At 37.4% G+C, this 6,003-nt stretch carries 4 protein-coding genes; 1 reads left to right on the top strand and 3 read right to left on the bottom strand.

What is annotated here, in order from left to right; translation table 11 throughout:
- Positions 1 to 425: 425 nt before the first annotated feature.
- Positions 426 to 2,237 carry a penicillin-binding protein 2 gene (gene mrdA / locus PN497_RS10125; protein WP_096564902.1) on the top strand — a complete coding sequence of 604 codons (1,812 nt, stop codon included), beginning with the start codon at positions 426 to 428 and terminating at the stop codon, positions 2,235 to 2,237.
- A gap of 118 nt (positions 2,238 to 2,355) precedes the next feature.
- Here mrdA and PN497_RS10120 read toward each other — a convergent pair whose 3' ends face one another.
- From PN497_RS10120 to PN497_RS10110, 3 genes are all read right to left on the bottom strand, one after another.
- A complete protein-coding gene (locus PN497_RS10120) occupies positions 2,356 to 4,284 on the bottom strand; it encodes a WG repeat-containing protein (protein ID WP_096564900.1) in 1,929 nt (642 codons plus the stop codon).
- Positions 4,285 to 4,508: 224 nt separating this feature from the next.
- On the bottom strand, positions 4,509 to 5,261 hold the full coding sequence (locus PN497_RS10115) for an S-layer homology domain-containing protein (RefSeq protein ID WP_096564898.1): 753 nt from the start codon (positions 5,259 to 5,261) through the stop codon (positions 4,509 to 4,511).
- Between the two features lie 106 nt (positions 5,262 to 5,367).
- Positions 5,368 to 5,802, bottom strand: coding sequence for a DUF29 domain-containing protein (locus PN497_RS10110; protein WP_096572522.1), 435 nt, complete (start codon positions 5,800 to 5,802; stop codon positions 5,368 to 5,370).
- Between the last annotated feature and the right edge of the window lie 201 nt (positions 5,803 to 6,003).

Here is a 6,003-nt window from a genome sequence, read left to right as displayed (position 1 = left end):
TGTTTACCCAGGCTACGGTCAAAGCCGAGACGAGATAAATCAGGGGTTTCTCCTGATCAAAATACTTCTTCGTGCAGATGGTTATTCTTACTCGCCCCTTGATTATACCATCACGGCGAATTTATTCGCCGTTGGAACTTCTTCCACTGTAAGATAGCCAAGCGGCTTCCGTGCCTTTCGACGATTTTATTGTGAAACCTGGTTAGCTATGTAGGCTATGAAATAGACTACAAATCAGACTTTTGTTTATTGTATCTGGCAACAACACCCTTGTTAAAAATATACTTATTAAAAATATACTTATTAAAAATATACTTATTAAAAATATAAACCCAATACTTGCCATTGTTTTGAACTCGATGCCGGATAGCGACTAAAAGCATTGTTTACAGATAATATAAATTTCATACTTCTTTATTAATCTTATGGCTATATTACCACCACTACTGAGTTATCAAAAAAATACCCGCACAGTTGGGCGTGGTTCCCAGTCACTATTTTTAATACTATTCACTTTGCTGATGATATCGGGGATAGGCGCTCGTTTAGCTTATTTACAAATCATTGAAGGTCCAAAACTCCGGCAAAGGGCAGAGTCTAACCGGATTCGCATGATTCCCAAACAACCGGAAAGAGGCAACATTTTTGACCGTAATGGCAAACTGTTAGCTACTACTCGTTATCCTCACTCTGTTCACCTGTGGCCAATGACACATACTAAGCCATCGTGGTCAGTTGTCGGTCCGCGTCTATCCCAAATCCTCGATATTCCGCAAGAGGAAATGGAACAGAAACTAGAAAAAGCTGGAGCTAATTCTTCTTCTCTGATTCGCATTGCTCGTGAGTTAAATGAAGCCCAAGTCACAGCCTTAAAGGAATATGAAAACGAATTACCAAATGTCGAAATCAATACAGAAGCTGTACGTTATTATCCAGATGGTAGACAATTAGCCCATATACTCGGCTATACCCGCGAACTCACAGCAGAACAGCTAAAAAAACGCAAATCAGAAGGCTATCGTCTCGGTGATGTCATTGGACAGATGGGGGTAGAAAAAGCCTATGAAAAAACACTCCGGGGAGAATGGGGAGGCCAGCAAGTAGAAGTAGATGGTGCTGGTAGACCGTTGCGAGTGTTGGGAGAAAAACAGGCAAAAGCGGGTAATGATTTACACTTATCTATAGATTTAGATATCCAAAAAGCAGCGGAAAAAGCTTTAGGTAGACGTAATGGGGCAATCGTAGCACTTAACCCTAACAATGGTGAAGTTTTAGCGATGGTATCCCATCCAACCTTTGACCCGAATATTTTTTCTAAACAAAAACTCTCTCAAAAAGATTGGGAAAGTGTGCAAGGTGAAGGATATCCTCTAGTTAATCGGGTTTTAAGTGCTTTTCCCCCGGCTAGTACCTTTAAAATTGTCACTAACACAGCAGCTATAGAATCAGGTAAATTTTCTCCTAATGTGATTCTACCAACCTATCCTTATTTGGTTATCGGTGGCACAAGATTTGGTGAATGGAATCATGCGGGATTTGGTCCATTAGGTTTTGTAGGCGCAATGCAATGGAGTAGTGATACTTTCTTTTATCAAATTGGTAAAGGTATCGGTGGTCCGACTTTGATTGAATGGACTCGTAAATATGGCTTTGGTGAAAAAACTGGTTTTGATTTTGTTACAGAAGAATCTAGAGGTTTAGTTCCTGATGATAACTGGAAGCGCAAAGCCTGGAAAATGCCTTGGACTATAGGCGATACTATTAATATGACCATTGGCCAAGGTGCTTTATTAAGCACGCCTCTACAAGTGGCTGTAATGTTTGCTGTACCGGCTAATGGTGGTTATCGAGTGCAACCACATTTACTGAAAGATGATGGGGATGCTAAAAAATGGCGTTCATCTTTAAATATGAAACCAGTAACTATTAAAGTTCTCCGTGAGGGATTGCGAAAAGTGGTATCTGAGGGTACGGGTAAAGTTTTGAATCAACCAAATATTCCCCCAGTAGCTGGTAAAAGCGGTACAGCAGAAGCTTGGAATCGTCGTGGCATCAAACAAAATCATGCTTGGTTTGGTGCTTATGCACCTGCTGATAAACCAGAAATCTTGGTTGTGGCTTTTGGTGAACATTCTGGTGGTGGTGGTGGTAGTGTGGCCGCACCCATGATTCTGGAAATCATGGAGGATTATTTTGCCCGCAAGTATCCAGGAAAGTATAAAAAAGGTGATAGATAATTGGGAATTGGTAATTGGGAATTGGTAATTGGGAATTGGGAATTGGTAATTGGGAATAGTTGATTAGAAAACATAAAATTGATTACCCAGTCACCAGTCCCCAGTCACCAGTCCCCAGTCACCTACTAATATATCCCCATTTACCACCCACATTCACTAATGCTAAACCCTGAGAAAAAGGTTTTGCAAAATCAAATTCTGGGTAAATTTTAAACTCAGCCAATTTATTAATATATCCCCATTTGCCGTTAATTTTTGCAGGTGCTAATTCTTCTGCAAAAATACCCACTTCTTCAAATTGTGGCTGGATCACAAAGTAACCAGTTTGATTAATATATCCCCATTGATTACCAACTTTCACTGCGGCTACACCATTTGCAAAACTATCGGCATCATCGAAATTAAAGGGAATGATAGTTCTATTACTATTATCAATATATCCCCATTTATTCGTTTCTGGTATTTTGACTGCTGCTAGATTGTGAGAAAATGATTTGGCTTCTACAAATTTTGTAGGAATTGTAAATTGTCCTTTTCCATCAATTGTTTTGGCTACATATCCCCAACCATTACCTATTTTTACGGCTGCCATGTTTTCAGCAAAAGATACTGCATCATCAAATTTGATATCTGTAATACGGTTGCCATTCATATCAATAAAACCGTATTTATCTTTAAGTTTCACTACTGCTGATCCTTCGGAAAATGGTGCAGCACTATCATATTCAATGCGCCCTATTAGCTTACCTTGTTTATCAATATAACCCCATTTTTCACCAATTCTAACTGCGGCTATACCTTGAGAAAAAGCCTCAATTCTATCAAATAAATTTAATGAAAACTGGGGATCTGGTTCAATTTCTTTATTAGTAGATAGATTGACGTAGTTATAGGGATTTAGTCTTTGTTGGGTAAAAACGCTATTTTTATTTTTAATTTCTTTGATATCAAATTTTCCTGGTGCTTGAGAATAAACAGTAGATTGCAGTGTTTTGGCTAAAAGCTCATCATTTTGCGTTAAACCTTCGTAGAAAAATAAAATTTCCCCTTGAATACCGAGTTTTCGGTTAGTTTCTATGGCGGTAATTAATTCTTCTGGTTTAATCATATAATATGGTTTTTTTCTATAAATAGTAATACCTGGAATTAGTTGTGATAGTTGTTCTTGGGTAAATTGTGATTGAGAAATTCGGGTAATTTCCGATTGATAAGCTTTAATATCTTCTCTATAAACTTGGGGATGTATTAAATCTACTAATCGCCAGTTAACCCAGGTGAGTGAATCTTGCAAATAGTTTTCATAACCCCAACGAAAAACACTAGGAGACATGGAAATGATTAAATCGGGATTGACTTTAATTATTTCTCTGTGAAAACGATTGAAAAAATGTGATAAAATATCTGCTCTCCATTTTAACCAATCAGGATCTTTAGAGGTATTTGGGGGTTGACCCTGACCCTGAAATTCTTGCTGATAACGTGCAAGAGTTTTAGCATCATAACCTCCTTCACTGGGTAAAGCAATAAAGTGATCATCTCCTTGAATCCCAGCAATATCATATTTTTTGATAACTTCTAAAAATAAACTTAATATAAATTCTTGAACTTGAATATCTAGGGAATTTAACCAGCAAAATTCATTTTTAATTAGCTCGTTGTTAAATATATCACGAGCAACCCAATCTTTTTCGTTTGCAATAATGTTAAATTTGGATCTCTTGGCTACATGAGAACTCATAAAACCGTATTCAAACCAAGGAATAACCGCGATGTCAACTTTTTTGGCTTCTTCAATTATTTCTTGTAAAGGATCTCGCTTTTTATCTTCACGGTTTTTATCTTCACCGTCAAAGCGAGGGTTGATTTCTATGTTTATTAGTTTTTTCATTACTTGACTACGATAGATGGTTAAACCGTTATTCCAAACAACAGGAAAAACAACGTTAAATCCTGTTTTGGCGAGAAATTCCATTGCTTTTTGGATATTTTCTCTTTTGTCTAACACATTACTGTCTGTAACCGTGATCCAAATACCGCGAATTTCCATAGTTCAATTTTAGGTTGTAAATAAGGAGTCAGGAGTTAGGAGAGGAAAATTTGAGATTTTGGATTTTCCAAGATATATTTACTAAGTTGATAAACCTTTAATTTGCATAAACAGGGCGGGCAGGATGCCCACCCCACAAGAGTTTTAATTTGAGATAGTATGCAAGTTAAATGTTCAACATCTAACAATAATTTTCAACATGAAAGCTGAAAGCTGAAAGCTAATTACTGATTCCTAAATAATGCTAATCCTTCGGAAAAAGTGTTTGCTTCTTTTAAGGTTGGAGGAATGATAAATTTTCCGCTTTTGTCAATATAACCCCATTGATTATCTTTCTGTACTCTTACCAATTCTGCCACAAAAGGATCAGCATTATCAAATTGTGGTGGAATCACAAATAATTCTAAACCGGGAATATATTTGTAAGGTACAGTAGAAATTTCTAAGACTTGACAAATAAAGGCTGCTATTTCGCTTCTGGTGGCGTTGATGTTGGGTTGTAAACGTTGGATGTCTGGGTAGTTAACAACGATGCGTTTTTGTGTGGCAGCAGCGATCGCATTCATGGCATAACTGGGAATTTGCCCAAAATCATTGTAATATTTTTTTAAGGTGGCGATCGCATCTCCTGTGACTTGATAACCTAACCCAGAAACTAAAGCTGTTAATGCTTGTACACGGGGAATTGCTTGATTAGGTTTAAAGGTACGATTGGGATATCCTGAGAGATAACCTGTTTGATATGCTGAGGCGATCGCATTTACTGCCCAATGATTAGCAGGTACATCTGTAAATTGAATTGCTGGGCGAGAAGAGGAATTTTTGGGTAAACCTGTATACACAATGGCTGCAAATTCCGCACGGGTAACAGGTGCATCGGGGCGAAATGTTCCATCTGGATAACCTTTGAGAATATTTTTGGCCGCCGCAGTGACAATAGATGCTTTTGCCCAGTGGTTTTCTATATCTGTGAACATGAGGGAATTGGGAATTGGGAATTGGGAATTGGGAATTGGGAATTGGGAATTGGGAATTGGGAATTGGGAATTGGGAATTGGGAATTGGGAATTGGGAATTTTTTAGTTATTCCCAAAAAGAATGAGTTAATAAACTATCTATATCTTCGGGAAAAGGACAGTTTTCAGGAAAAACAATACTGGGATAGATATCTTGAACATCTGATAAAGCATCTTCCCATGTTTCTGGGAAAATTTCTGTAAAATAGTTTTTTAAACTGGGTGAGACTTTTACTAAACGTCGAATTTGCTTTCTCTGTTCCTTAATGGTTAATTCCCAACCACGATTATCATAAATACTGTTTACATAACACCGTTTTAATAAATGTTCTAGTAAAACTTCTAAGCGATTTTGTAATGCTTGTTTTTCACTACGCCCCAAGGCCGATATCTCCTCTTGAATATGCACCCAGTCAATGGCATCTAAGGCTTTATTTTCAATAGTTTTTGCTTGTTGTTCTGTCCAGAGAACAAAATCCTGTTCATAAAGTGGATTATTCATAAATAAAAACCTAGCAATAACCATCACATCAGTCAGGAGTCAGGAGTCAGGAGTCAGGAGTCAGGAGTCAGGAGGCAAAAGAAAAATGTTTTTTCCCTGTTCCCTGTTCCCTGTTCCCTGAATCCTTACTCACATATTATTTATAGCAATAGATTGGTGATTGGTGATTGGTAAAGAAAGTTATTAATTTTGAATTTTGAA

Origin of the sequence: Sphaerospermopsis kisseleviana CS-549 (assembly GCF_028329225.1) — a bacterium.
GTDB classification, from domain to species: Bacteria; Cyanobacteriota; Cyanobacteriia; order Cyanobacteriales; family Nostocaceae; genus Sphaerospermopsis; species Sphaerospermopsis kisseleviana.
This window is presented reverse-complemented; position numbering and strand designations above follow the sequence as displayed.

What these genes read in the sequence shown, in the direction of transcription:
- PN497_RS10110 (WP_096572522.1), bottom strand. Translation starts at nt 5,802, where the DNA reads ATGAATAATCCACTTTATGAACAGGATTTTGTTCTCTGGACAGAACAA.
- PN497_RS10120 (WP_096564900.1), bottom strand. Translation starts at nt 4,284, where the DNA reads ATGGAAATTCGCGGTATTTGGATCACGGTTACAGACAGTAATGTGTTA.
- PN497_RS10115 (WP_096564898.1), bottom strand. Translation starts at nt 5,261, where the DNA reads ATGTTCACAGATATAGAAAACCACTGGGCAAAAGCATCTATTGTCACT.
- mrdA (WP_096564902.1), top strand. Translation starts at nt 426, where the DNA reads ATGGCTATATTACCACCACTACTGAGTTATCAAAAAAATACCCGCACA.